Origin of the sequence: Vibrio artabrorum (assembly GCF_024347295.1) — a bacterium.
GTDB lineage: Bacteria > Pseudomonadota > Gammaproteobacteria > Enterobacterales > Vibrionaceae > Vibrio > Vibrio artabrorum.
In genome coordinates this window covers 1-24,240 of sequence record NZ_AP025458.1, presented here as the reverse complement: position 1 = coordinate 24,240, position 24,240 = coordinate 1, and the positions used below count along the sequence as shown (strand labels likewise).

Here is a 24,240-nt window from a genome sequence, read left to right as displayed (position 1 = left end):
ATGTCCTTAGCTACGCCAAAACGTAGGGGTCAATAAAATTAATAAGGTGAATATTTCTAAACGACCAAACAACATAGACACAATCAATACCCATTTTGCTTTGTCATTCACATCGCCAAAGTGCACTGCAACCTCACCAAGACCTGGACCAAGGTTGTTCAAGGTTGCCGCTACAGCAGAGAAAGCACTGAGCTCATCCATTCCCGTAGCTATCAGAGCCAACATACAAACCACAAACACCAAAGCGTATGCCGAAAAGAACCCCCAAACCGCATCGACGACTCGTTGTGGTAGCGCAGAGCCGCCAACCTTGATGGTATAGACAGCGCGTGGGTGAACAAGACGCTTCATTTCACGAGCACCTTGCAGAGTAAGCAGTAAGATTCGAATAACTTTCATACCCCCACCCGTTGACCCTGCGCATCCCCCAATAAAAGAAGAGAACAGCAGCAGAACAGGCAAGAACAATGGCCACTCAGAGAAACCCGTGGTAGTGAAGCCTGCTGTAGTAGATATAGATACCGTTTGGAACAAGGCTTGATCAAAGGCCTCGAAATACGAGTCATAGGAGTGATGATTAAGCAGCAATAAAAAACAAACTAAGAACAAAACCGCTTGAATGAAGATAAAGGCGCGGAATTCAGGATCTTTCCAGTAATACTTAGGATGCACACCACCAGAAGCAAATGCAGCAAAGTGAAGTGAATAGTTACACGCAGAGATAAGCAGGAATACGACCGTAATCATATTGATCGCCGGGCTGTTGAAATAGCCCATGCTTGCATCGTGAGTCGAGAAGCCACCAATCGCAATAGTAGAAAAGCTATGACTAATTGCGTCAAAGAAGCTCATACCTGCGAGCCAAAAAGCGACTGCACAAGCAATCGTTAGACTCAGATAAATGTACCAAAGCGCTTTTGCCGTTTCAGCAATACGCGGGGTCATCTTACTGTCTTTTACTGGGCCCGGAATTTCAGCACGATATAGCTGCATCCCACCGATACCCAGAACCGGAAGAATGGCGACTGCCAATACGATGATACCCATACCACCAAACCATTGCAGGAACTGGCGGTAAAACAGAATCGCCTTAGGCAGATCATCGAGACCGACAATCACCGTCGCACCCGTAGTGGTTAATGCAGAGAAGGATTCGAAAAAGGCATTCGTGACTGAAACATTCGGGTTATCAGCAATCAAAAACGGCAGCGCACCCGCACTACCGATTACCGTCCAGAATAAAACAACAATCAAAAAGCCATCACGCGCTTTCAACTCGTGTTTATGACGTCGGTTTGGAAACCAGCAAGTTGCTCCACAGAATAAGAGAACAAAGAAGGTCGTCACAAATGGCACACCCGCACCATCTCGATAGATCAGTGCGACGAGCGCAGGAGCAAGCATTGATACACTAAAAAGTGCTAATAATAATCCGACGATTCGAATAATTGAGCGAAATTGCATGAGCTATTGAACGAAGCAAAATGCTTCACACTTCCTAGTTGTCTTTGACTTTCGTTACCAGTGCCTTAGCACCGCTTTTATTGATCATGGTTTGGGTAAACGCATCTACCTGAAGGAGCTCGATTTCAATAATAAGCTCAACTTGAACACCATAATCCGCTTGGACCTCAACAGCCTGATGCTGAGCCATGATAGATTGTGCAATCGGCACAAAGCCATAGTCTAACTCTAGCCGTAATTTTGTGGTTATTTTTTTCTCGATAGTTTGAAGCAGCTTGAGAGCTTGTTGTACTCCACCACCATAAGCCTTAACCAAACCACCGGTACCAAGCTTGATTCCGCCAGAATATCGCGTGACCACAGCCGTTAATTCGCCAACACCAGAACCCGACAGTTGCGCCAAGATAGGCTTACCCGCCGTACCTGAGGGTTCACCATCATCACTGAAGCCCCAAAGCATTGAGTCTTCAGGTCGGCCTGCCACAAAACCCCAACAGTTATGTCGTGCTGAAGAATGCTCTTTTTTCACCTGTTCTACGAACTGTTTTGCAGCTTCTACACTTGGTGTATGAGCAAGCTGAGTAATAAAGACGCTCTTTTTGATCTCTTCTTCAAACAGAGCTGACGCAGAAGGTATTAAATAGGGCTGTTCATTCATATCGTTAACTTAATTAATAAGAGCGACGAAGTGTATCACGCGTGAATAATAAGGGTTAGAGGATCTGCATTACCGCACAATGTTAAACGATTGTTTAAAAAATGTATTGAAATTAATCAAACCGCGGTACAGACTAAGGTAACTGGTCTTACCAGGTATTCTACAATAATAGAAAGATAACAAGATTCTCTCAAACAATCGTGGATTGTATGTCATGGAGATAGACAATGATTTACCAAGCTAACACCCTACAGGTAAAGGAATTACAAGATGGTATTGCAGAATTAAGCTTCTGTGCACCAGCTTCTGTAAACAAGCTCGACCTTGCGACTTTAGAATCGCTAGACAAAGCGTTAGATGCTCTTAATGCTCACGCAGGATTACGTGGTTTAATCTTAACTTCAAACAAAGACGCGTTCATTGTAGGCGCCGACATCACTGAATTTCTGGGCCTATTTGCAAAGCCAGAAGCAGAACTTGATGAATGGTTAAGATTCGCGAATTCCATCTTCAGCAAGCTAGAAGACCTTCCTGTCCCAACTCTTTCAATGATGCGTGGTCATGCCCTTGGCGGCGGCTGTGAATGTGTACTCGCGACTGATTTCCGTATCGGTGACAAGACCACCAGCATAGGCCTACCTGAAACCAAACTCGGCATCATGCCTGGCTTTGGTGGCTGTGTGCGATTACCTCGCGTTATCGGTGCTGACAGCGCAATGGAAATCATCACACAAGGCAAAGCATGCCGTGCAGATGAAGCGCTTAAAGTGGGCTTGTTAGATGCGATTGTTGAAACAGACCAACTGCTAGAGTCGGCAATCAATACCGTTTCTCTGGCTGCCAATGAAAAGCTAGATTGGCAATTACGCCGTAAACAAAAAACATCAGCATTATCGCTTAGCAAACTCGAAGCGATGATGAGTTTTACCATGGCTAAGGGCTTAGTTGCTCAAAAAGCAGGGCCTCACTACCCAGCGCCAATCACTTCTGTGATTGCGATTGAAGAAGCAGCACGTAGCGATCGCGATGCAGCACTCGACATCGAACGTAAACACTTCGTTAAGCTAGCAAAATCTGAAGAAGCGAAAGCACTGGTTGGCCTATTCTTGAATGACCAATACATCAAAGGCCTAGCGAAACAGGCTGGCAAGTCTGCCAACAAAGCAACTGAACGCGCAGCGGTACTTGGTGCTGGCATCATGGGTGGCGGTATTGCTTATCAGTCAGCATTGAAAGGCGTGCCAGTGATGATGAAAGACATCGCACGAGCATCCCTTGATCTTGGTATGAACGAAGCTTCTAAGCTGTTGAATAAACGCTTATCGCGCGGTCGTCTAGATGGATTCAAGATGGCAGGTATTCTGTCTTCTATTACTCCAAGTCTGCATTATGCCGGTGTTGAACAATCAGATGTGATTGTGGAAGCCGTTGTAGAGAATCCTAAAGTAAAAGCAGCGGTACTGAGTGAAGTTGAAGGTCTCGTGGGTGAAGACACGGTTCTTACCTCAAACACCTCAACGATTCCGATCAACCTGTTAGCGAAATCTCTAAAACGCCCAGAAAACTTCTGTGGCATGCACTTCTTTAACCCTGTACACCGCATGCCTTTGGTTGAAATCATCCGTGGCGAACAGACTTCAGAAGAAACCATTAATCGCGTAGTCGCTTACGCCGCGAAGATGGGCAAATCCCCTATCGTTGTTAACGACTGCCCAGGCTTCTTCGTTAACCGTGTACTTTTCCCTTACTTTGGCGGTTTCAGCATGTTGCTACGTGACGGCGCTGATTTCACTAAAATCGATAAAGTGATGGAGCGTAAGTTCGGTTGGCCGATGGGCCCAGCATACTTGCTAGACGTTGTGGGCCTAGATACAGCACACCACGCACAAGCCGTGATGGCACAAGGTTTCCCAGAGCGTATGGGTAAAGAAGGTCGTGATGCGATCGACGCGCTTTATGTCGCTGAAAAATACGGCCAGAAGAACGGCAGCGGTTTCTACGCATACAGCGTAGACAAACGCGGTCGTCCTAAGAAGACCTTCTCTGAAGACATTCTTCCTATCTTGGCTGACGTATGCCAACAGCCACAAGACTTTGATGACCAGACCATTATCCAGCGTGTGATGATTCCAATGATCAACGAAGTGGTGCTTTGTTTAGAAGAAGGCATTATCGCGACACCGCAAGAAGCGGATATGGCACTGGTTTACGGTTTAGGCTTCCCTCCATTCCGAGGCGGCGTATTCCGCTACTTAGACAGTGTGGGCATTGGTAACTTCGTTGAAATGGCGAAAGGCTACCAAGACTTAGGTGCAATGTACCAAGTGCCTCAGTTATTGCTTGATATGGCAGCGAAGGGCGAAAGCTTTTACGACAGCCAACAAGCCAGTTCTCTGTAACCCACATTTGGAAAAGGAATAGCAAAATGAAAAATGTAGTTGTTGTTGATTGCCTTCGTACCCCAATGGGACGTTCCAAAGGTGGAGCTTTCCGTCACACTCGTGCTGAAGATCTGTCTGCACATTTGATGAAAGGCATTTTGGAGCGCAACCCAGAAGTAAACCCGGTCGAAATTGAAGACATTTACTGGGGTTGTGTACAACAAACACTCGAGCAAGGCTTCAACGTTGCCCGTAACGCTGCTTTGCTTGCTGGTCTACCGATTGAGATTGGTGCGGTGACGGTCAACCGTTTATGTGGGTCATCTATGCAAGCTCTGCATGATGCAACCCGCTCTATCATGGTTGGTGATGCTGAAATCTGCCTGATTGGTGGTGTCGAGCACATGGGCCACGTACCAATGAACCACGGTGTTGATTTTCACCCCGGCATGTCCAAGCACGTAGCGAAAGCGGCCGGCATGATGGGGCTAACCGCAGAGATGCTAGGTAAAATGCACGGTATTAGCCGTGAAGACCAAGATGCATTTGCAGCACGTTCACATGCTCGTGCTCAAGCAGCAACAGTTGAAGGTCGTTTCAAGAACGAAATCCTACCAACCGAGGCTCACGCGGCAGACGGTTCACTGTTCACTCTGGATTACGACGAAGTGATTCGCCCAGAAACAACCGTTGAGGGGCTATCTCAATTGCGCCCGGTATTTGACCCAGCAAACGGCACGGTAACAGCAGGGACTTCATCAGCTCTGTCTGATGGCGCTTCTGCCATGCTTATCATGAGCGAAGAGAAAGCCAACGCACTTGGCCTTAAGATTCGTGCTCGCGTGAAGTCTATGGCCATCGCTGGCTGCGATCCTTCAATCATGGGTTACGGCCCTGTACCAGCAACCCAAAAAGCACTCAAACGTGCAGGTCTAACCATTGCAGACATGGGTGTCATCGAGTTAAACGAAGCGTTTGCAGCTCAATCTCTTCCATGTGCGAAAGACCTAGGCCTATTGGATGTGGTTGACGAGAAAGTAAACCTTAACGGCGGTGCGATTGCTCTTGGTCACCCACTGGGCTGTTCTGGTGCTCGTATCTCAACAACCCTAATCAACCTGATGGAAGCACAAGACGTGAAATACGGCTTAGCGACCATGTGTATTGGTTTAGGCCAAGGTATTGCAACGGTATTTGAACGTCCATAGCGTTTACTGACTGTAAGACTCGAAGGGTAATCTTTTGTGCAGCTGTATTTATATAGCTGCACTTTTTATTGCTCGGCGTCCAATAATGTATCGATTCGTTCGGTGAACTCAACGAGAGAAAAACGAATGCTGACATCTATGCACAAAACGCATAGATTCAATGTTGATGTTTCATTATTTTTTCTCGGATGATTCAACTAAAGTTACTTCAGTTTCCTAATATTCCTCCACGGAGCAGATCATGTTTAAAGCACTTGTACTAAACCAAGAAGACAAAAAAACTATCGCGTCAATTTCTCAAATTGAAGAGTCTCAATTACCAGAAGGTAACGTGAAGATTGATGTGAGCTACTCTTCTTTGAACTACAAAGATGGTTTGGCCATTACAGGTAAAGGGCGCATTGTTCGTAACTTCCCTATGGTTCCTGGTATCGACCTTTCTGGCGTGGTTTCACAATCTGATGACCCTCGCTACAAAGCCGGCGACGAAGTTGTTCTAACCGGTTGGGGTGTTGGTGAAGGTCACTGGGGTGGCATGGCTGAGAAAGCGAGCCTAAACGGTGATTGGTTAGTGCCAATGCCAGCCGGTCTAGACGCCAAGAAAGTCATGGCGATCGGTACAGCAGGTTTCACAGCAATGCTTTGTGTGCAAGCTATCGTCGATGCCGGCATCAAACCAGAAGACGGTGAAATCCTAGTCACTGGTGCAAGTGGCGGTGTAGGTAGCGTATCTATCACTCTCCTAAGCCAACTGGGCTACAAAGTGGCAGCAGTAACGGGTCGTGCTTCTGCAAACGGTGAATTACTTAAATCACTAGGCGCGACACGCATTGTAGAGCGTGCAGAACTGGAAGAACCAGCCAAACCACTAGAGAAACAACTGTGGGCTGGCGCTATCGATACCGTAGGCAGCAAAGTGCTTGCGAAAGTATTGGCGCAAATTGATTACAACGGTGCGGTTGCGATGTGTGGTCTAGCAGGCGGTTTTGACTTACCAACGACGGTCATGCCATTCATTCTGCGTAACGTTCGCCTACAAGGTGTTGACTCGGTAATGTGCCCTCGTGAAAAACGCATTAAAGCGTGGGAACAACTGGCTGAGCTATTACCAGAATCTTTCTACGCTCAAGCAACCAAAGAAGTATCTTTAGACGGTGCAATTCAAGCCGCAGAAGACATCACTAACGGTCAAATCACTGGTCGCGTAGTCATTAAACTATAGATTCTCAAACATACCGTGATCCAACCTTAAGCAACAACTTTGGGCTTGAATAACTCAAAACAACAAAGGGCTGATTCTTATCAGCCCTTTTGCATTTTTGTCATTTGAGTCGAGTGAAGCCAGACTCTGTCCTAGTTAACCCAAACCGACATCCGCAATCCGTTTTTGAATCAGCTCACCACACTCCTCTTTTACCACTCTTCTTAACCACTGTTGTGAAGCCGAAGAATCGCAACGTGAATGCCAGATCAGTGAGTAATCAAACGGCATAAATTCGAATGGTAGTGGCTTAATAACTAGGTCATAGCGCTCTGCCACCAAGTATGCCAAGTCAGCGGGTACTGTGATCACCAACGGCATTCTATCGACAATCGCCAGTGCCGCTTCAAGGTGATAAGCACGCAACACCATTTTGCGAGGTTTTTGATGAGCTAAGGCATTATCGAGTAAAGCCTTAACACCATCACTGATCGCAATCATCGCATGAGGTAACGCAACATAATCTTCAAGGCTTAGCGCACGATCCGCCAAAGGATGTTTTTTGGATAACAGGCATGACACACCTACCGGCCCTAATACCTGTTGATGAAGTGGTGTAATGCTGCCAATCGGACGACAAATCGCCATATCGACACGTTCCGTACTCAGCTGCTTAAATAAATGTTCATGCTGCAGCGGCGCAAACTCCAGAGAGATATTAGGCGCCTGTTCGTAAATTTTAGGGAGTGCGTACGGCAATATCGTTTGCATCGCGTAATCAGTGGTCGCGATCAAAAAACGCTCGCTGCAATAATAAGGGTCGAAATGACTCGGGCTAAGCAGTTGCCGGAATGATTCTAAAGGCTGATCAATTCGCTGGCTGATTTCGAGTGCTTTCTTGGTAGGGATAAGATGTTGACCCTGACGGGTAAACAGAGGATCGTTGAGCAGATCCCTTAAGCGCCCTAACACTCGACTGGTTGCCGATTGACTTAGGTTCAGACGAAGCGCAGCCTGGCTGACACTGCCTTCTTCAATTAATACCTTTAAAGCGACCAATAAATTAAGGTCTCTACGATAGATGTCTTCTAATTCCAAGCTACTTACCTAACTGAATGCAATTGCCATTAGTCACTACGTTGTTTATAGCATGCTTTAGATAAAAAAAATCCCGCAATTACGCGGGGAAGCCCAAGAAAACTTTGGGATAGTGTCGGAATTCGCTTGCTGTATTCGGGTTAGTGCTCTTGCTCCTCGGCTATACCTTGCCAACGACGCATCTCTATCCAAATACCGAGGATCGTTGCGACGATGCCAAAGATTGGCATGAGAGAGGTCTCTGTCGATGAGCGCAGCACTAGCGCACAAAAAGAAATAAAACAGAGAACCGAATAAATGGTTAATCGATCAAGTCCTGTCAACATCGCCTCTCCTTAGCTCGTTGCCTTTGATTTTAATTGTTACCAGATTGTTAATTAATTTATAGGAAATGATTCTGTTTGCCAAGCGCTTATTGCATATTTTTTCTGCAGCCGTATTATTCACTCGTTAGATAGATATAGAGATACAAACCATGACATTCAAACCTGAGTTGGCAACCCATACTTTAGAAGCTGAAGGCCTACGTTGCCCAGAACCAGTAATGATGGTCAGGAAGACAATTCGAAACATGCAGGATGGCGATGTGTTACTGGTAAAAGCGGACGATCCCTCGACCACGCGAGACATCCCAAGCTTTTGTCGATTTATGGATCACCAGTTGGTAGGCCAAGCGACAGAAAATTTACCGTACCAGTATTTAATCAAAAAAGGATTGGAGGCATAACGCCTCACTTAAATATCAAACAGAAAAAGCCGCTGGTACCTTATGTTCTCAAACAGAACTCAAAGTACCAGCGGCTTTTTATTTATTCGTGTCTAGATTTGTTTTGCAGATGTTCAAGCTGATGCTGAATGGCTCGAATCTCTTTGCGCATCGGAATAATATGCGCGACCCGAATCCAAGCCTCTACCGCAAGCGCAGTCATAATAATGGCACCCGCGACCATCGGTAGCCACATATCTGTCAACACCATGCCTAATAGTGTCAGTGCAAGACCAAAGGTAAATAGATAGCTTTGGCTTTGTGGAGTAATACCCATATAACGCGTCAACATAATCATGCCCTCGTGTTCTTAACTCACAAAATTAAAATATCATGACAAGTATGACAGTTATATGCTCATTCGCTCGATAAACGCCACAATACTGCAAGAGTATGACCTACCACACATTACTCTATTGATTGAGTATAATAAGACTCAATACTAGCTGTTAATAGAAAGCCGCTGCAATAGCCAAACCGACGAATAACAAGGCGGTGATCTTACGAATCAGATCAAGAGGCATCTTATCTGCAGACAACTTACCGATGATCACCACGGGCACATTCGCCAGCAACATACCGATCGTAGTCCCCAAGATCACCCACGCGAGAGCATCCGAATATTGAGCGCCTAAAATGGAGGTCGCAATCTGAGTCTTATCGCCAACTTCAGCAATAAAGAAAGCGATAAAGCTCGCGACAAACGGGCCTCGATTCGAGATCTGCTCATCGTCATCCAACTTATCTGGAATCAGAATCCAACCCGCCATCGCGATGAAGCTGACCACCAGCACCCACTTTAAGACTTCAGGTGAAAGATAATCGGCGACCACAACCCCAAGCCATGCAGCGAGAGCATGATTGGCAATAGTGGCAAAGAAAATAGCCGCGATAATAGGTATCGGTTTGCGATATCGACTGGCTAATAAAAGGGATAGCAACTGGGTCTTATCACCGATCTCGGCTAAAGCAACAGTTGTCATAGAAATGACTAAAACACTCACAGCATACTCATTTGGGATGGAGATTATTATATTTAACCAAAGACAAACCTCGCGCCCCATCCCGGTTCACGATGCTTGTCTAAGGTCTTGCTAAGCGCCACCAAGGTGGTGGTTGCCTCGAACGCCATGATGATTTTGCATCAATTATGTTGACGAACGAACTCATTCAATAGGATATGAATAAGTAAGCTACTCCCCAAAGACCGCGAGATTTTAATCACCTACGCTTTCAAACACAAGTGTCAAACTTATCAAAATATCCACTTGTGTAAAAAAACAAACATTAAAGGCAAAAAAATCCACTAAACGACATTTTAGACCACTAATTAAACAAGATTACCCCTACTCGCTTTACGAATATCTCGGTATACTCAGAGGTTATTTTTATCATTCATTTAAAAGAATCGCGCGAACCTGACTATGCAAAAATACGATATCAAAACCTTCCAGGGAATGATCCTCGCGCTGCAGGATTACTGGGCTCAAAACGGTTGTACCATTGTTCAACCTCTAGATATGGAAGTAGGTGCAGGCACCTCTCACCCAATGACATGTCTACGAGCACTTGGCCCAGAGCCAATGTCTACAGCTTACGTACAACCTTCACGTCGTCCTACTGATGGCCGTTACGGTGAAAACCCTAACCGTCTGCAGCACTACTACCAATTCCAAGTAGCGCTAAAACCATCGCCAGACAATATCCAAGAGTTGTACCTAGGCTCCCTAGAGGTTCTTGGTGTTGACCCACTGGTTCACGACATTCGCTTCGTTGAAGATAACTGGGAAAACCCAACACTAGGCGCATGGGGCCTTGGTTGGGAAGTATGGCTAAACGGCATGGAAGTCACTCAGTTTACTTACTTCCAACAGGTTGGCGGCCTTGAGTGTAAGCCTGTCACTGGCGAGATCACTTACGGTATCGAGCGTCTAGCTATGTACATCCAGGAAGTAGATTCTGTTTACGACCTAGTATGGAACGTCGCACCCGATGGTTCTAACGTGACTTACGGTGACATCTTCCACCAAAACGAAGTTGAGCAATCAACGTACAACTTCGAGCACGCAGACGTCGATTTCCTATTCGGTTTCTTTGAGCAGTGTGAGAAAGAGTGTAAAGAGCTACTTGAGCTTGAAAAGCCACTCCCTCTACCAGCGTACGAGCGCATTCTTAAAGCCGGTCACGCATTCAACCTACTTGATGCGCGCAAAGCTATCTCTGTAACAGAGCGTCAACGTTACATCCTTCGTATCCGCAACCTAACTAAAGCGGTTGCAGAAGCGTACTACGCGTCACGTGAAGCGCTTGGCTTCCCAATGTGTAAGAAGGAAGGTAAATAATCATGGCGAAGAATTTTCTAATTGAACTGGGTACGGAAGAGCTTCCACCAACAGCACTTCGTTCTCTAGCAGAAGCATTTGCTTCTAACTTTGAAGCAGGTCTTAAAACGGCTGAGCTTTCTCACGAAGGCATCAAGTGGTACGCAGCACCTCGTCGTCTAGCACTTAAAGTCACGGCACTGGCTGAAGGCCAAGCAGACAAAGTGGTTGAGAAGCGTGGCCCAGCTGTTTCTGTGGCATTCGATGCGGAAGGCAACGCGACCAAAGCGGCACAAGGTTGGGCTCGTGGTAACGGTATTACTGTTGAACAAGCTGACCGTCTGAAAACAGACAAAGGCGAGTGGCTTCTTTTCAAACAAGAAGTCGCTGGCAAACCCGTTCAAGAATTGGTGATGGACATCGCTGCGAAAGCACTGGCTGGCCTACCCATTCCTAAAGCAATGCGCTGGGGTAACTCAGACATTCAATTTATCCGTCCAGTGAAAACACTGACAGTACTGCTCGGTGATGAGCTTGTTGAAGGCGAAATCCTAGGCGTAGCCTCTGCTCGTACTATCCGTGGCCACCGTTTCATGGGCGAACAAGAGTTCACCATCGACTCTGCTGACCAATACCCTGCGATCCTAGAAGAGCGCGGTAAAGTCATGGCAGATTACGAAGCGCGTAAAGCGATCATCCTTGCTGATTCGCAAAAAGCGGCTGCTGCGGTTGGCGGTACAGCTGACCTAGAAGATGATCTTGTTGAAGAAGTCACGTCTCTGGTTGAATGGCCAGTAGTACTGACAGCGAAGTTCGAAGAAGAGTTCCTAAAAGTCCCTTCTGAAGCTTTGGTTTACACCATGAAAGGTGACCAAAAGTACTTCCCCGTCTATTCATACGGAGAAGGCGATGACAACAAGAAGCTACTACCGAACTTCATTTTCGTATCAAACATCGAGTCTAAAGAGCCTCGTCACGTTATCGAAGGTAACGAGAAAGTGGTACGCCCACGTCTTGCTGATGCTGAATTCTTCTTCAACACAGACCGTAAGCGTCCGCTTATCGACCGTCTTGCTGAACTAGACCAAGCTATCTTCCAGAAGCAATTGGGTACGATCAAAGACAAAACAGACCGCATCACAGAGCTTGCAGGCTACATTGCTGAGCAAATCGATGCTGACGTTGAGAAATCTAAGCGTGCTGGCCTACTGGCTAAGTGTGACCTAATGACATCAATGGTATTCGAATTTACCGATACTCAAGGTGTGATGGGCATGCACTACGCGACGCACGACGGTGAAGACGAGCAAGTTGCACTGGCACTTTACGAGCAATACATGCCTCGTTTCGCGGGTGACGATCTACCAAGCACTGGTATCTCTTCAGCAGTCGCAATGGCAGACAAGCTAGACACTATCGTCGGTATCTTCGGTATTGGCCAAGCTCCAAAAGGTTCTGACCCATTCGCGCTACGTCGTGCATCACTCGGTGTGCTACGTATCATCGTTGAAAACGGCTACAACCTAGACCTAACAGACCTTATCGGTAAAGCGAAAGAGCTACTAGGCGACAAGCTTACCAACGACAATGTAGAAGCTGACGTTATCGACTTCATGCTAGGTCGTTTCCGCGCATGGTACCAAGATGCTGGTTTCAGTGTTGATATCATCCAAGCGGTACTTGCACGTCGTCCAACTAAGCCTGCTGACTTTGACCAACGTGTTAAAGCGGTTTCTCACTTCCGCGAACTGGAAGCCGCAGAAGCACTAGCCGCAGCGAACAAGCGTGTAGGTAACATCCTTGCGAAATTCGATGGCGAGCTACCCGCTGAAATCGATCTCACGCTTCTTCAAGAAGACGCAGAGAAAGCACTGGCTGAAAACGTTGAAGTTATGACAGAAGCACTAGAACCAGCATTCGCAACAGGCAACTACCAAGAAGCCCTAAGCAAGCTTGCTGACCTACGTGAGCCTGTTGATGCATTCTTCGATAACGTCATGGTGATGGCGGATGACGAAGCGCTTAAGAAGAACCGTCTAACGCTACTGAACAACCTACGTAACCTGTTCCTACAGATTGCAGACATCTCTCTTCTGCAAAAATAAGCACAAGTGAGACAGTTACTCTGAGTAATTAACGGTAAACCCCCAAAGGGAAGCGAAAGCTTCCCTTTTTGTTTTTGTGAACCAAGCATTTGTTTGTAGAGGTGTTATTGATTAACTGAATGAAACAGCACTCAGACTGTAGAGGGCATTGTTTGCTATAACTGACCTGTTTATTCAGGGGAAGGGAACAATGAAAAAAACCGTACTCGCGCTTTCAATACTCGCACTCAGCGCATGCAGCCAAACCAGTGACAACAACCTACTGCTGACAATTGATAACGACACTGTCGTATTCGAATCATCCGGCAAAGGCACCGTGATTGCAGAACAGGAACTCGCCAAAGGTAGCTATACCTTCTCTATCAGCGATACTCAAAATACCTGTGGCACTAACTATGCGCTGGCCGAAGAGAGTCGCATCAAGTTCAATACCCCCCTTCGCCTTGACGACTGTGCCGAGAAATCTGAGATCGCCATAAAAGTCTTTCGCGCTAACACTTATCAATTCACGCTCAACCCACAGACCAATGAACTCACGGTTCAGATAAAGCCGAAGCCACAACAAGTTCAAAGCTTTGCCTGTCCTGTACCCAGTGATCAGCCAACCACCATCAACGTTGCTCAAACCTTTGATGATGGTACCTTGATAAGAGATGCCCTTTCAGGTGCCCAAGCGACTGTAATCAACGGCAGCGTCACTATGCAGCCAGCCGAAAACAGCCAAGGTGTTTTGCTACTAGAGAAAGTAGAACCAGAAACCAAAGCTGATTTTAGTTGGGACAATGCCACGGTTTACTTCGTCATGACCGACCGTTTCTATAATGGTAATCCTAATAACGACAACAGTTACGGTCGCAGCCAAGACGGACAAGATGAAATCGGCACCTTCCACGGTGGTGACTTAGCAGGCTTAACCGAAAAGCTCGACTACATAGCATCACTCGGCGCTAATGCGATCTGGATTACTTCTCCGTTAGAGCAGATCCACGGCTGGGTCGGCGGTGGTGATCGTGGTGACTTCAAACACTACGGCTACCACGGCTACTACCATCAAGACTGGACCAAACTTGATGACAACATGGGTACCGAAGACGAACTGAAAACCTTCATCGATACCGCGCACAGCAAAGGCATTCGCGTTGTTTGGGATGTGGTAATGAACCACACAGGCTATGCAACGCTTGCCGACATGCAAGAGTTAGATTTTGGTAAGCTCAATCTAACTGATGAACAAGCCAAACAAACACTTGGTGAAAAGTGGACAGACTGGCAACCCGCTAAAGGCCAGAACTGGCACTACTTCAATAACTACATTTCATACAGCGACAAAGAAGCATGGGATAAATGGTGGGGCAAAGCTTGGCTGCGCAGCGATATCGGCGCCTATGACTCACCGGGTTACAACAACCTCACCATGTCTTTGGCACACCTGCCCGATATCAAAACAGAATCGACAGAGACAACCGGGCTGCCTAATTTCTATCGCAATAAGTCCACCAGCGCGACCGATGAACTCAAAACACCTCGTGACCATTTAATCACTTGGTTATCGGATTGGGTGCGCGAATACGGCGTCGATGGTTTCAGAATCGATACCGCTAAACACGTAGAACTCGAAGCCTGGGCAGAGCTTAAAGAGAGCACCAACCAAGCACTTGCCGAGTGGAAACAGAACAACCCAGACAAAGCCTTAGATGACCTCCCCTTCTGGATGACTGGTGAAGTATGGGCACACAGCGTGGTGAAATCAGACTATTTCGCCAATGGCTTTGACTCAATCATCAATTTTGAATTTCAGAGTGATATCGCACCCAAAGCGCTAAAATGCCTTTCCGATCTCGATGCTGATTACCTTCGCTATGCAGAGAAGATCAACAGTGACAGTGAGTTCAACGTGTTGAGTTACCTATCGTCTCACGACACCTCGCTATTCTGGGCGCAACACGGCAGTGACTTCGCCAAGCAAACCAAAGCTGCAAACGCGTTGATGCTGACCCCAGGCGCCGTCCAGATCTATTATGGTGATGAAATCGCACGTGATTTCGGCCCAACAGGTTCTGACCCTATGCAAGGCACTCGCTCTGACATGCCTTGGGAGAAAATCACTGGTGAACGAGCAAGATTGTTGGAACACTGGCAAGCGCTTGGCCAATTCCGTCAACGCCACCCAGCGGTAGCCCAAGGTAAGCACATCATCCGTAACAGTAAGGGCTACTATGCGTTCGAACGCCAGTATCAAGATGATAAAGTCTTGGTCGTTTATACTGGCTCAAAGTAAGCGCTGATTGAAATAACCCGCAGAAATGAAAAGGAGAAGCTTCGACTTCTCCTTTTTGATCACAAAACACACGTTCGATAAGAAAACCAACACTCATTAGTTAAGCCTTTATCGACTTTTTTTCGTATGAGAGCATTTGCTGCTATGCGTCGCAAAAACATTCCGGTATGTTTGAGATAACAAAGATGGTAGACACAAGGTCTGCCTTAATAACGCACAACAAGCAATCACAATGAATTAGGTAAAATAAGTAATGCAGTTCTCTCAGTTTGGTGAAAAATTTAATCGATACTCTGGAATTACTCGTTTAATGGATGATTTAAATGATGGCCTGCGCACTCCAGGCGCAATCATGCTCGGTGGGGGTAACCCAGCCGCCATCCCAGCGATGCTCGATTACTTTAACCAAGCCAGTGCCGATATGCTCGCCAATGGAGAGCTCATCGCTGCCCTCGCCAACTACGATGGCCCGCAGGGCAAAGACAGCTTCATCAAGTCGTTAGCGGCAATGCTGAAAGAGACCTATGGTTGGGAGATCAGCGAGAAGAACATTAGCCTGACGAACGGCAGTCAGAGTGGCTTCTTTTACTTATTCAACCTGCTAGCCGGTCAACAGCCTGACGGTTCACACAAGAAAATTTTGTTGCCGATTGCACCAGAATACATCGGCTATGGCGACGCCGGTATTGATGACGATATCTTTATCTCTTACCATCCAGAAATAGAGCTGCTAGAAAACCGCCAATTCAAATACCACGTCGATTTTGAACAGCTTAAGATTGATGACTCGGTCGCGGCTATCTGTGCTTCTCGTCCAACCAACCCAACCGGTAACGTACTCACTGACGAAGAAGTACATAAACTGGATAAACTGGCGCGTGAAAACAATATCCCACTGCTGATCGATAACGCTTATGGCCTACCATTTCCAAACATCATCTTTGAAGATGTAAAACCGTTCTGGAATGAAAACACGATCCTGTGTATGAGCCTGTCTAAGCTTGGTTTGCCGGGTGTGCGTTGTGGAATCGTGATTGCTAGCGAAGAGGTAACACAAGCACTAACCAACATGAATGGCATTATCAGCCTAGCGCCAAGCAGCGTTGGCCCTGCAATCGCTAACCACATGATTGAAAAAGGCGATTTACTGCGCTTAAGCGGAGAGGTGATTAAACCTTTCTACAAAGAGAAGTCTTTACGCGCGGTTGAACTGCTGCAACAAGCTATCGATGACCCACGCTTCCGAATCCACAAACCTGAAGGCGCTATCTTCTTATGGCTATGGTTTGATGAGCTGCCAATCACCACAATGGAACTGTACGACCGCCTTAAAGCTCGCGGCGTATTGATAGTTCCGGGTGAATACTTCTTTATCGGTCAAGAAGACGAGTGGGATCATGCTCACCAGTGCTTACGAATGAACTACGTACAAGATGATGAGGCAATGCAGAAAGGCATTGCGATCATTGCTGAAGAAGTGAAAAAGGCTTACAGCGAAAGCAAATAGAGACTCCCTACTCGGTCGTTCCTCTCTCTATGGAATGACGATAATAGGATAAACAAAAAAGAGCACCTCATGAGGTGCTCTTTCACTTCTACTTCCCGATATTTTTTTAGCTCTAAGGAGCTAACGGTAATTAACCTTCTAGTAGGCTATTACCATTGATAGCAATCTTACGCGGTTGCATCGCTTCTGGGATCTCGCGTTCTAGGTCGATGTGAAGAAGACCATTTTCCATGCTTGCGCCTACCACTTTTACGTAGTCTGCCAGTTGGAATTTACGCTCGAAATCGCGTTCTGCAATACCTTGATATACGAAGGTTTTCTCTACTTCTGCTTTACGCTCACCTTTCACAATTAGCATATTCTCTTTTTGAGTCAGGTCTAATTGGTCATCAGCAAAACCTGCAACAGCCATCGTAATACGGTAGTTGTTCTCGTCTTTTTGCTCGATGTTATACGGAGGGTAACCGCCAGAAGAATTTTTCGACGTGTTCGCTTCCATCATGTTGAATAGACGATCGAAGCCGATTGCGTTGCGGTAAAGTGGAGTGAAATCTACAGTTCTCATAATGCTATCCTTTTAGTAAGCAATAGTCTTAGCTGCGAATTTTACTTGGATCTAACCGGTGTATGACCCAGTAAACAGCTAAGAGATTCAATTCGCATTCCTCGGGTTTCACCTCTATTGGCGACAACGCTGGGACATAGCAATGAATCAATTTCTAAGTTGTGTGCTGCCAAAGTTATCCTCTATTGAGCGATATTTTGTTAGCGGTAATGAAGGTTCTGTTTCTTCTCTTTGAGCAAGACAGTCATCCTCTTCACAACTAGATATATGGATTGAGCAAAATAGTTTCAAGGGATAATTTTCAATTATTTTCCAAAATTATTATTTTTCAAATACTTAAAAAACAAAAAGACCGCCATTTCGGGCAGTCTTTTCAATAATATATTTAGTTTTTTGAGACGACGCTATTTCGTTTTAGTTCAAGGAAGAGACGCGGAGCATACGAATGTATGTGAGCACCTCTGACACAGAAATTAAGCGAAAGAGCGAAGTATCAAAGAGACTAAACGTCTAGGTTAGCAACTTTAAGTGCGTTCTCTTCGATGAAGTTACGACGCGGTTCTACTTGATCGCCCATCAGCGTAGTAAACAACAAATCAGCACCAACGGCATCATCAATTGTTACCTGCATCATACGGCGTGTTTCAGGATCCATTGTCGTTTCCCAAAGTTGATCAGGGTTCATCTCACCCAGACCTTTGTATCGCTGAAGGCTTAGACCACGACGAGACTCTTTCACTAACCAGTTCAGAGCTTCAACAAAGCTAGAAACAACTTGAGTCCGCTCACCACGCTTAATGTAAGCGCCTTCTTCAATCAAGCCATCAAGTGCTTCAGAAAGATCCGCTAGCTTACCAAACTCTTTCGAGTTAATCAGATCAATGCTCAGTAGGTGTTCATGAGTCACACCATGAGTACGAACCACAATCTTAGGAACGCTTAAGCCTAGCTCTTCGTGTTTTTCAACTTCAAGGCTGTATTGGCTCGCACCCACTTCTTTTGCGTTTAGCTGCTCAACAAGCTGCTTACCCCAAGCTTCAACTGCCGCGTCATCATGACACTGCTCAGCCGTTAGGCGAGGAACGTAAATCAGTTCGTGAATCAGTGCGCGTGGGTAACGGCGACTCATACGATCAACCAGCTTAATAGCCGCATTATATTGATAAACAAGCTTCTCTAAACCTTCACCGGCAAATGCTGGCGCTTCAGGGTTTACGTGCAGTTCTGCATTGTCTAAAGCCAAAGATACTTGATACTGATTCATCGCATCTTCATCTTTAATGTACTGCTCTTGCTTACCTTTCTTCACTTTGTAAAGTGGCGGTTGAGCAATGTAAATGTAACCGCGTTCAATCAGCTCTGGCATTTGACGGTAGAAGAACGTCAGTAGCAGAGTACGGATGTGAGAACCATCAACATCGGCATCGGTCATGATGATGATGTTGTGGTAACGCAGTTTATCTGGGTTGTATTCGTCACGGCCAATACCACAACCAAGCGCTGTAATTAGCGTTGCTACTTCTTGAGAAGACAGCATTTTATCGAAGCGAGCTTTCTCTACGTTAAGGATTTTACCTTTCAGCGGTAGAATGGCTTGGTTCTTACGGTTACGCCCCTGCTTAGCGGATCCACCAGCAGAGTCTCCTTCCACAATATACAGTTCAGACAGTGCAGGATCTTTTTCCTGACAGTCAGCAAGCTTACCTGGAAGACCCGCTAAATCTAATGCGCCTTTACGACGAGTCATTTCTCGAGCTTTACGCGCTGCATCACGAGCACGTGCTGCATCAATGATTTTAGAACAAACGATTTTCGCTTCACCTGGGTTCTCAATCAGGAACTCAGACAGTTTCTCACCCATTGTCGACTCAACAGCAGACTTCACTTCTGAAGAAACCAGCTTGTCTTTAGTTTGGCTTGAGAACTTAGGATCTGGCACTTTTACCGAAACAATCGCCGTCAAACCTTCACGAGCATCATCGCCTGATGTTGAAGTCTTCGCTTTCTTCGAGAAGCCTTCCTTGTCCATGAAGCTGTTCAATGTACGTGTCAATGCCGCACGGAAACCCGCTAAGTGAGCACCGCCATCGCGTTGAGGGATGTTATTCGTGAAACAGTAGATGTTTTCTTGGTAGCCGTCATTCCACTGCATCGCAACTTCAACGGTAATGCCATCATCACGTTCTGAGTTAAAGTGGAAGATTTTTTGGATGATTGGCGTTTTATTGGTATTAAGGTGTTCAACAAACGCTTGGATACCGCCTTCGTATTCGAAGTGGTCCATTTTGTCTTCTTCGCGCTCATCAATGAGCTTGATGGATACACCAGAGTTCAAGAATGATAGCTCGCGTAAACGCTTAGCTAGAATGTCGTAATGGAACTCAATGTTGGTGAACGTTTCTTCACTTGGCCAGAAACGAATCTCTGTACCAGTTTTGTCTGTATCACCGATCACCGCTAGTGGCGCTTGTGGCTCACCGTGGCTGTAGGTTTGAGTGTGGATTTTGCCGCCACGATGGATAGTAAGAGTAACTTGCTTAGACAGTGCGTTCACAACTGAAACACCCACACCGTGCAAACCACCAGAGACTTTGTACGAGTTATCATCGAACTTACCACCAGCGTGAAGAACCGTCATGATGACTTCCGCCGCCGATACGTTTTCTTCTTGGTGCAATTCCGTTGGAATACCACGGCCATCATCGCTTACTGATACAGAGCTATCTTCATGGATAGTAACAATGATGTCATTACAGTGACCAGCTAGCGCTTCATCAATAGAGTTATCGACCACCTCAAAAACCATGTGGTGCAGACCGGTACCATCATCCGTGTCGCCAATGTACATTCCAGGACGCTTACGTACCGCATCCAGACCCTTCAGTACTTTAATACTCGATGAATCGTAATTATCTGACATAGTTACTCTCTGACTAATTATCCTTGCTCTATTTTGCCATGTTCCACATGAAACATCCTGCTATTTTCATCATGCATATCTGCAATCTGATCAGCGGTAATAGAGCTTACAAAAACTTGAGCCTCGGTCGCCTTTAAACACTCAGCAAGACGAGCGCGGCGTTGGCTATCCAATTCGGAAGCGAAGTCATCTATTAAATAGATACACTGCTTACCTGTCATTTGAGTGAGGTGCTGCCCTTGTGCTACTCGTAGCGCGCACACCATCAACTTCAATTGACCTCGTGACAAGACATCTTCCACTGGAGTGCCGTTCACTTTTATCTTTAGATCCGCTTTGTTTGGCCCACTAAAGGTATAACCAAGCAGCTGATCCCTCTCAAAATTCTTCTCTAATATCTCGGCGTATGGGGTGTCTTTATCCCAACCTCGATAATAGTTAATCTTTATCTCAAACTCAGGAAGGAAGGTCGCACAGATTTCCTCTGCCACTTCTTTTAACTGTTCGACGTAAGTAGCACGCCATTGACTGATACTTTCTGCTAAACGGGCCAGTTCTTGATCCCAATAGCTTAGCTCTCGATAGCCTGTCGCCGTTTTTAATAGTGCATTACGCTGTTTATTGAGCCGCTTCACTCTTCCCCAAGCATCATAAAAGCCCGGCTCACTGTGGAACACTCCCCAATCAATGAATGCACGGCGATGCTTCGGCCCATCCGTCAGTAAATCAAACCCTTCAGGATGAATCAACTGCAATGGCAAAACTTGAGCTAACTGAGCCAGTTTTTGCCCTGTTTGACCGCTTATTTTAACCTCTGTTGTGCCATCACGCTGCTTATTAATGCCAATGGGCAGCTCAAATTGATCCGAGGTCATAAAACGGCCATGTACAAACAGCTCGCTACACTCATTTTGTATGATGCGACCGGTTAATGAGCTCTTGAATGAACGACCGTGTCCAAGCAGATATATCGCTTCAAGGACACTGGTTTTGCCACTTCCGTTAGCCCCTATAAGAAAGTTAAAGCCTGATGACGGTTGAATGTCACAGGCTTCAATATTTCTAAATTGCTTAACGATTAAGCGCGATAAAGGCATAACGTTTTCATAGTAATCTTCAATCACGACTCGATAGGTAAACGGGGTAGATCATGGTTTCTTAACACACAACACTTATAAACGAATCGGCATAACAACGTACATAGCGCTGTCATCTTGTGCATTTTCAATCAAAGCACTCGCATTCGCATCTGACATTGAGATACGAACCTGCTCACAACGCAGTGTATTCAACACATCCAATACATAACTTACGTTGAAACCAATCTCTAACGCATCACCGTCAAAGCTTACATCTAGCACTTCTTCCGCTTCTTCTTGCTCTGGGTTATTCGCGGTAATACGCATCTCACTATCCACAAGGTTTACGCGAACACCACGGAATTTTTCATTCGAAAGAATCGCAGCTCGAGAAAATGCGGAACGTAACTCATCGCAACCGGCTTCGAGTGTTTTAGTGGTATTTTGCGGCATTACGCGGCGATAATCAGGAAAACGACCATCAACAAGCTTAGACGTGAAGACATAGTTGTTCACTTCAGCTCGCACATTAGAGTGACCAATCTGCAATGTCACGGGCTGTTCAGGCGCATCCAATAATTTGACGAGCTCTTGCACCCCTTTACGAGGAACAATGATCTGCTTCTGAGCAAAATCCGCACCCAGTTGTGCTTGTGATACCGCCATACGGTGACCATCGGTTGCCACGCTGCGCAAGATAGAACCTTCAATCTCAAACAACATACCGTTGAGGTAATAACGAACATCTTGGTTCGCCATTGAGAATTGTGTTTTCTCGATAAGACCGCGCAATTCTGCTTGGGTTACAGACACTTCAACTTCGCTGTTCCAGTCTTCAATGTTGGGAAAATCTGCCGCAGGTAATGTTGCCAATGAGAAACGGCTACGACCTGAGCGAACCTGAACACGGTCGCCATCTAAAACCACAGTAATCACCGAGCTGTCTGGTAATCCACGACAGATATCGAGGAATTTGCGTGAAGGTACGGTAATGCTGCCCGCTTCGAAATCACCTTCAAGCGTTACACGGCTGATCAGTTCAACTTCTAGATCCGTCGCTGTCATCGACAACACGTTATCTTCTACTTTAATCAGTAGGTTTCCTAGAATTGGAAGCGTTGGCCTGCCACCGAGTGCACCAGACACTTGTTGTAATGGCTTAATCAGGTGACTACGTTCAATGGTAAATTTCATATCTTGCTCTACGGTCTAAATGGCACTGCGTCATCGTACGTGCCAATATTCGGCTTATTAAGGTTAAGAATACTGTGTATTAAGAAGAAAGGGTACGAATCAAGTTCGAATAGTCTTCTTTAATGTCGTGGCTCTCTTCACGCAGCTGAGCAATCTTACGACATGCATGCAGCACGGTCGTATGGTCACGCCCCCCAAATGCATCGCCAATCTCAGGTAAGCTATGGTTCGTCAGCTCTTTAGCCAATGCCATCGCCAATTGACGTGGACGAGCAACAGAACGAGAGCGACGTTTAGATAATAGATCAGCAACTTTGATTTTGTAGTATTCAGCCACTGTCTTTTGAATGTTATCAATAGTGACCAGCTTTTCTTGCAAGGCCAACAAGTCGCGCAGAGCTTCACGTACGAAGTCGATTGTAATCGGACGGCCTGTGAAGTTTGCATTCGCAATAACACGGTTCAATGCGCCTTCTAGCTCACGAACGTTAGAGCGTAAACGCTTAGCAATAAAGAAAGCGACTTCATCGGCAAGGTGAATTTGGTGGTCTTCTGCTTTCTTCATCAAGATCGCAACGCGCGTCTCAAGCTCTGGTGGCTCAATCGCTACCGTCAAACCCCAGCCGAAGCGAGATTTAAGACGATCCTCGACTCCGTTGATCTCTTTTGGATAACGGTCAGACGTTAGGATGATCTGTTGGTTGCCTTCAAGTAGCGCGTTAAAAGTATGGAAGAACTCTTCTTGAGAACGCTCTTTATTAGCAAAGAATTGAATGTCATCGATAAGCAAGGCATCAACGCTGCGGTAGTAGCGTTTAAATTCTTCGATCGCGTTATTTTGCAGCGCCTTTACCATATCCTGAACAAAACGCTCTGAGTGCATGTAAACCACTTTTGCATTCGGCTTATTATCAACAATGGCGTTACCCACCGCATGCAACAAGTGCGTTTTACCTAACCCCGTACCACCGTATAAGAACAACGGATTATAAGCGGTTCCTGGGTTATCTGAAACTTGACGTGCCGCCGCCAAACCCAGTTGGTTCGACTTACCTTCAACAAAGTTATTGAACTTATGTTTTGGGTTCACGTTTGAGCGATGATTCAAGTCAACCGCGACAGGCTCTTCATCACGCCAGATATTATGAACAGGCTTGCGAGCTTGTAACTGCGCAGGGGCTGATGATTCAGCTGCAACATCTGCGGCGGTACGCGCAGGGGCAACAGCCTCTGATTTTGGCGCAATGGTTCGTTTACTGCCAATTTCAAAATGAAGATGTGGAATATCATTACCACAATATTCTTGTAGCAAACGATTGATGCTATTTAGGTACTTATCACGCACCCAATCGAGTACAAATCGGTTTGGTGCAAATAGAGTCAGAGTATTACCATTGAGCTCCGCTTGTAACGGACGTACCCACATACTGAATTCTGTAGCTGGTAACTCTTCTTGAAGCTGTTGCAAGCATTGCAACCAAAGCGAAGATGACAC

At 46.1% G+C, this 24,240-nt stretch carries 19 protein-coding genes and 1 riboswitch; of the genes, 8 read left to right on the top strand and 11 right to left on the bottom strand.

Annotated elements, in window-relative coordinates; all coding sequences use genetic code 11:
- Positions 1 to 6: 6 nt before the first annotated feature.
- Both OCU36_RS00095 and OCU36_RS00090 read right to left on the bottom strand, forming a co-directional pair.
- Positions 7 to 1,464, bottom strand: coding sequence for a TrkH family potassium uptake protein (locus OCU36_RS00095; RefSeq protein WP_261838511.1), 1,458 nt, complete (start codon positions 1,462 to 1,464; stop codon positions 7 to 9).
- Positions 1,465 to 1,498: 34 nt separating this feature from the next.
- A complete protein-coding gene (locus OCU36_RS00090; RefSeq protein WP_261838510.1) occupies positions 1,499 to 2,122 on the bottom strand; it encodes a YigZ family protein in 624 nt (207 codons plus the stop codon).
- A gap of 227 nt (positions 2,123 to 2,349) precedes the next feature.
- Between OCU36_RS00090 and fadB the strand changes: the two genes are divergently transcribed.
- From fadB to acuI, 3 genes are all read left to right on the top strand, one after another.
- Complete coding sequence (gene fadB / locus OCU36_RS00085) at positions 2,350 to 4,521, top strand: fatty acid oxidation complex subunit alpha FadB (RefSeq protein WP_261838509.1); 2,172 nt, start codon at positions 2,350 to 2,352, stop codon at positions 4,519 to 4,521.
- 26 nt (positions 4,522 to 4,547) lie between these two features.
- Complete coding sequence (gene fadA, locus OCU36_RS00080; protein ID WP_261838508.1) at positions 4,548 to 5,711, top strand: acetyl-CoA C-acyltransferase FadA; 1,164 nt, start codon at positions 4,548 to 4,550, stop codon at positions 5,709 to 5,711.
- 241 nt (positions 5,712 to 5,952) lie between these two features.
- A complete protein-coding gene (gene acuI / locus OCU36_RS00075; protein ID WP_261838507.1) occupies positions 5,953 to 6,933 on the top strand; it encodes an acrylyl-CoA reductase (NADPH) in 981 nt (326 codons plus the stop codon).
- Between the two features lie 135 nt (positions 6,934 to 7,068).
- Here acuI and OCU36_RS00070 read toward each other — a convergent pair whose 3' ends face one another.
- On the bottom strand, positions 7,069 to 8,010 hold the full coding sequence (locus OCU36_RS00070) for a LysR family transcriptional regulator (RefSeq protein ID WP_261838506.1): 942 nt from the start codon (positions 8,008 to 8,010) through the stop codon (positions 7,069 to 7,071).
- 140 nt (positions 8,011 to 8,150) lie between these two features.
- The gene (locus OCU36_RS00065) at positions 8,151 to 8,336 is read right to left on the bottom strand and encodes a hypothetical protein (RefSeq protein WP_261838505.1); all 186 of its coding nucleotides are present in this window, start codon (positions 8,334 to 8,336) and stop codon (positions 8,151 to 8,153) included.
- Positions 8,337 to 8,485: 149 nt separating this feature from the next.
- Here OCU36_RS00065 and tusA point away from each other — a divergent pair, with 149 nt between their 5' ends.
- Entirely contained in the window at positions 8,486 to 8,737 is a 252-nt protein-coding gene (tusA, locus tag OCU36_RS00060) for a sulfurtransferase TusA (protein WP_261838504.1), read from the top strand.
- Between the two features lie 82 nt (positions 8,738 to 8,819).
- On the opposite strand, the gene OCU36_RS00055 is transcribed toward tusA, so the two are convergent.
- Complete coding sequence (locus OCU36_RS00055; protein ID WP_261838503.1) at positions 8,820 to 9,074, bottom strand: hypothetical protein; 255 nt, start codon at positions 9,072 to 9,074, stop codon at positions 8,820 to 8,822.
- 151 nt (positions 9,075 to 9,225) lie between these two features.
- Complete coding sequence (locus OCU36_RS00050) at positions 9,226 to 9,780, bottom strand: TMEM165/GDT1 family protein (RefSeq protein ID WP_261838502.1); 555 nt, start codon at positions 9,778 to 9,780, stop codon at positions 9,226 to 9,228.
- Positions 9,781 to 9,814: 34 nt separating this feature from the next.
- Positions 9,815 to 9,990, bottom strand: a riboswitch (yybP-ykoY riboswitch).
- Between the two features lie 210 nt (positions 9,991 to 10,200).
- On the opposite strand from OCU36_RS00050, the gene glyQ reads away from it, so the two are divergent.
- From glyQ to OCU36_RS00030, 4 genes are all read left to right on the top strand, one after another.
- Positions 10,201 to 11,118 carry a glycine--tRNA ligase subunit alpha gene (gene glyQ, locus OCU36_RS00045; protein ID WP_261838501.1) on the top strand — a complete coding sequence of 306 codons (918 nt, stop codon included), beginning with the start codon at positions 10,201 to 10,203 and terminating at the stop codon, positions 11,116 to 11,118.
- Positions 11,119 to 11,120: 2 nt separating this feature from the next.
- Positions 11,121 to 13,202, top strand: coding sequence for a glycine--tRNA ligase subunit beta (gene glyS / locus OCU36_RS00040; protein WP_261838500.1), 2,082 nt, complete (start codon positions 11,121 to 11,123; stop codon positions 13,200 to 13,202).
- A gap of 190 nt (positions 13,203 to 13,392) precedes the next feature.
- Positions 13,393 to 15,480 carry an alpha-amylase gene (locus OCU36_RS00035; RefSeq protein WP_261838499.1) on the top strand — a complete coding sequence of 696 codons (2,088 nt, stop codon included), beginning with the start codon at positions 13,393 to 13,395 and terminating at the stop codon, positions 15,478 to 15,480.
- A gap of 253 nt (positions 15,481 to 15,733) precedes the next feature.
- The gene (locus OCU36_RS00030; protein ID WP_261838498.1) at positions 15,734 to 16,987 is read left to right on the top strand and encodes a valine--pyruvate transaminase; all 1,254 of its coding nucleotides are present in this window, start codon (positions 15,734 to 15,736) and stop codon (positions 16,985 to 16,987) included.
- A gap of 130 nt (positions 16,988 to 17,117) precedes the next feature.
- On the opposite strand, the gene OCU36_RS00025 is transcribed toward OCU36_RS00030, so the two are convergent.
- From OCU36_RS00025 to dnaA, 5 genes are all read right to left on the bottom strand, one after another.
- Positions 17,118 to 17,552, bottom strand: coding sequence for an Hsp20 family protein (locus OCU36_RS00025; RefSeq protein ID WP_017632665.1), 435 nt, complete (start codon positions 17,550 to 17,552; stop codon positions 17,118 to 17,120).
- 502 nt (positions 17,553 to 18,054) lie between these two features.
- Positions 18,055 to 20,472, bottom strand: a complete 2,418-nt coding sequence (gene gyrB / locus OCU36_RS00020; protein ID WP_261838497.1) for a DNA topoisomerase (ATP-hydrolyzing) subunit B — start codon at positions 20,470 to 20,472, stop codon at positions 18,055 to 18,057.
- A 17-nt stretch (positions 20,473 to 20,489) separates the two neighbouring features.
- Positions 20,490 to 21,569 carry a DNA replication/repair protein RecF gene (gene recF / locus OCU36_RS00015; protein ID WP_261838496.1) on the bottom strand — a complete coding sequence of 360 codons (1,080 nt, stop codon included), beginning with the start codon at positions 21,567 to 21,569 and terminating at the stop codon, positions 20,490 to 20,492.
- A 75-nt stretch (positions 21,570 to 21,644) separates the two neighbouring features.
- Positions 21,645 to 22,745 (bottom strand): DNA polymerase III subunit beta, encoded by a 1,101-nt coding sequence (dnaN, locus tag OCU36_RS00010; protein WP_261838495.1) that lies wholly within the window; start codon positions 22,743 to 22,745, stop codon positions 21,645 to 21,647.
- 79 nt (positions 22,746 to 22,824) lie between these two features.
- The gene (dnaA, locus tag OCU36_RS00005; RefSeq protein WP_261838494.1) at positions 22,825 to 24,240 is read right to left on the bottom strand and encodes a chromosomal replication initiator protein DnaA; all 1,416 of its coding nucleotides are present in this window, start codon (positions 24,238 to 24,240) and stop codon (positions 22,825 to 22,827) included.

Excerpts from the sequence above, each read along its gene's own strand:
- OCU36_RS00035 (WP_261838499.1), top strand. The coding sequence starts at position 13,393 with ATGAAAAAAACCGTACTCGCGCTTTCAATACTCGCACTCAGCGCATGC.
- glyS (WP_261838500.1), top strand. The coding sequence starts at position 11,121 with ATGGCGAAGAATTTTCTAATTGAACTGGGTACGGAAGAGCTTCCACCA.
- OCU36_RS00025 (WP_017632665.1), bottom strand. The coding sequence starts at position 17,552 with ATGAGAACTGTAGATTTCACTCCACTTTACCGCAACGCAATCGGCTTC.
- acuI (WP_261838507.1), top strand. The coding sequence starts at position 5,953 with ATGTTTAAAGCACTTGTACTAAACCAAGAAGACAAAAAAACTATCGCG.
- OCU36_RS00090 (WP_261838510.1), bottom strand. The coding sequence starts at position 2,122 with ATGAATGAACAGCCCTATTTAATACCTTCTGCGTCAGCTCTGTTTGAA.
- fadB (WP_261838509.1), top strand. The coding sequence starts at position 2,350 with ATGATTTACCAAGCTAACACCCTACAGGTAAAGGAATTACAAGATGGT.
- OCU36_RS00055 (WP_261838503.1), bottom strand. The coding sequence starts at position 9,074 with ATGATTATGTTGACGCGTTATATGGGTATTACTCCACAAAGCCAAAGC.
- OCU36_RS00095 (WP_261838511.1), bottom strand. The coding sequence starts at position 1,464 with ATGCAATTTCGCTCAATTATTCGAATCGTCGGATTATTATTAGCACTT.
- fadA (WP_261838508.1), top strand. The coding sequence starts at position 4,548 with ATGAAAAATGTAGTTGTTGTTGATTGCCTTCGTACCCCAATGGGACGT.
- gyrB (WP_261838497.1), bottom strand. The coding sequence starts at position 20,472 with ATGTCAGATAATTACGATTCATCGAGTATTAAAGTACTGAAGGGTCTG.
- tusA (WP_261838504.1), top strand. The coding sequence starts at position 8,486 with ATGACATTCAAACCTGAGTTGGCAACCCATACTTTAGAAGCTGAAGGC.
- glyQ (WP_261838501.1), top strand. The coding sequence starts at position 10,201 with ATGCAAAAATACGATATCAAAACCTTCCAGGGAATGATCCTCGCGCTG.
- OCU36_RS00065 (WP_261838505.1), bottom strand. The coding sequence starts at position 8,336 with ATGTTGACAGGACTTGATCGATTAACCATTTATTCGGTTCTCTGTTTT.
- recF (WP_261838496.1), bottom strand. The coding sequence starts at position 21,569 with ATGCCTTTATCGCGCTTAATCGTTAAGCAATTTAGAAATATTGAAGCC.
- OCU36_RS00030 (WP_261838498.1), top strand. The coding sequence starts at position 15,734 with ATGCAGTTCTCTCAGTTTGGTGAAAAATTTAATCGATACTCTGGAATT.
- dnaN (WP_261838495.1), bottom strand. The coding sequence starts at position 22,745 with ATGAAATTTACCATTGAACGTAGTCACCTGATTAAGCCATTACAACAA.